Origin of the sequence: Mucilaginibacter pineti, from assembly GCF_900101875.1 — a bacterium.
GTDB classification, from domain to species: Bacteria; Bacteroidota; Bacteroidia; order Sphingobacteriales; family Sphingobacteriaceae; genus Mucilaginibacter; species Mucilaginibacter pineti.
In genome coordinates, this window is record NZ_FNAI01000041.1 from 1 (window position 1) to 2,490 (window position 2,490).

1 protein-coding gene is annotated in these 2,490 nt (G+C 42.0%); it reads left to right on the top strand.

What is annotated here, in order from left to right; genetic code table 11:
- The first annotated feature begins 665 nt into the window (after positions 1–665).
- The gene (locus BLS59_RS31020; protein WP_240315421.1) at positions 666–2,381 is read left to right on the top strand and encodes a reverse transcriptase domain-containing protein; all 1,716 of its coding nucleotides are present in this window, start codon (positions 666–668) and stop codon (positions 2,379–2,381) included.
- Positions 2,382–2,490: the final 109 nt, after the last annotated feature.

The following is a 2,490-nucleotide window of genomic DNA, read 5'->3' on the forward strand; positions in this document are numbered from 1 at the left end:
CATGTGCGCCCATAAGGGCATATTATAAACGGAACCTTAGCAAGTTCTTTGACAAGAGTTTAAACGTCAACCATCAGCCGACTTATCTGAAAGGGAAACCGGACAGGGAGTGTAGCATGTCGGCAAAGCGATAAGTCAGTTAATTACCAAACTGCGACTGAATTGCGAGATGAAAAGATAAATATGAGGATAAAATCCATACTGATTGAACGATAGCCTGAGTGGTCACATGCTCGGCTTTGGCGGAAGGTAAATACAAACGTCAGATTGTACTTCTCTCTGACATATGTGGAGGGTTAGGGAGCGAAACTAAGTACAACGCAATTACAATAAGTAGTAAAGGGCAGAAGTCGTATCCGACAATTTATCGAGCTATATTATAATATGTCTAAATGGGGATTACCTAAATCAGAATGCCACTGGCGTGGCTATAAGGCATAGGCCTTTGAATATCTGACATGGTAACGGAGCCCCCGTAGTAGTCCGAGCAAGGGAAAGCCTTGTACATGGCAAAGGGGGGCAGTTAATATTTTTAATACGAATACAAGGAAAATGTGAGATGCATTATGAGAAATCCGGAAAGAGTATTAAACAGTCTATCAGTACAGAGCAGCAAACCGTCCTACAAGTATGACAAGCTCTACAGGATACTGTTTAACAAAGAGATGTATTATGTTGCCTACCAGAACATTTATGCGAAGGAAGGTAATATGACTAAAGGCACCGACGGGCGAACTATCGATGGCATGAGCATTTCAAGAGTTGAACAGTTGATCATAGCGATCAGAAATGAAAGCTATCAGCCAGCGCCTTCCCGAAGAACGTATATCCCCAAAAAGAACGGGAAAAAACGTCCTTTAGGAATTTCATCTTTTGACGACAAATTAGTACAGGAAGTAATCAGAATGATCCTGCAAGCAATTTATGAAGGTCATTTTGAAAATAGTTCTCACGGGTTCAGGCCCAAAAGGAGCTGCCATACTGCATTAACAAGTCTTCAAAAGACATTTACCGGCACCAAATGGTTTGTTGAAGGCGACATTAAAGGATTCTTTGATAACATCGATCACGATGTTTTGATCGGTATTCTCGCTGAACGTGTCGCCGACAACAGGTTCTTACGGCTGGTAAGAAAGTTCCTGAATGCAGGATATCTCGAAGATTGGGTATTTAACAGCACCTATAGCGGAACACCGCAAGGAGGAATTGTAAGCCCCATTCTGGCCAATATTTATCTGGACAAACTGGATAAATATATGGCAGATTACATCCTGAAATTCGATGCCGGCAAGAAAAGAGCGATGCACCCTGTAGCGGCAAGGTATCACTTAAGACGAGTCAGAGCGGTCAGAAAGCTTAAAACGGAAACGGGGGAAACCTTAAGGGAGCAGTTGATTAGGAAAATAAAGGACATAGAAAAGCAACGCATACTTTATCCCGCTTCACAGTCAATGGATGGCAGTTATAAAAGGCTGAAATACGTAAGGTATGCAGATGATTTCCTGATCAGTGTAATTGGAAGTAAGGCTGATGCCCAAATGGTCAAAGAAGATATCACAAAATATCTTGCAGACGCCCTAAAATTGGAACTATCCGCCGAGAAAACCTTAATTACCAATGCAAAAGATACAGTACATTTCCTCGGCTACGAGATATATGTACGCAGGTCTGATGCAACGAAAAGGAATATCAAAGGAGCAGTTGTTAGATCTTTTAGTTCAAGAGTTGTGCTGAATGTAAGCAATGCCACGATGAAGAAAAAGCTTCTGGAATATGACGCCATGACCATCAAGGTGATCAATGGTAAAGAAGTTTGGAGACACAGAGCAAGGCCCTGCATGAAGAACAATGATGATCTGGAGATACTTAGTCAATACAACTCGGAGATACGGGGCTTTTATAACTATTATTCTATAGCGAACAACAGCTATACGATCGACTCATTCTACAATATCATGGAGTACAGCATGTACAAAACATATGCCTGTAAATACCGGAGTTCTACCCGCAAGATGATACGCAAATTCAACAAAGACGGAGCATTTGCTGTAGCATACACGAATAAAAAGGGACAAACAAGATACCGGATGTTCTATGATAAAGGTTTCAAAAGAAAGTCAATAAAGGAGGCCGACTGGACTGATACATTTCCAAGCTTTATGGTTTATACCACCAGGACAAGCCTGATGGACAGGATTAAAGCTAATCAATGTGAGTTCTGCAACAACATGGAAAACGACTTGCAAATGCATCATGTCAGAAAGCTCAAAGACCTGAAAGGTAAACAGGATTGGGAAAAACACATGATTGCCCGCCGGAGAAAAACGCTGGCGGTATGCAAGAAATGCCACAGGAAAATTCACAATGGAAAGATGGACTGATAATATTAATGGAGAGCCGTACACATTGAGAGGTGTACGTACGGTTCGGAGGCGAGTACTTGGAGATCCTGCCGTAGTAATATGGAAAGGCGCCGGGTGCTTAGCCTAC

Coding starts and splice junctions, on each gene's coding strand:
- BLS59_RS31020 (WP_240315421.1), top strand. CDS start 666: ATGTATTATGTTGCCTACCAGAACATTTATGCGAAGGAAGGTAATATG.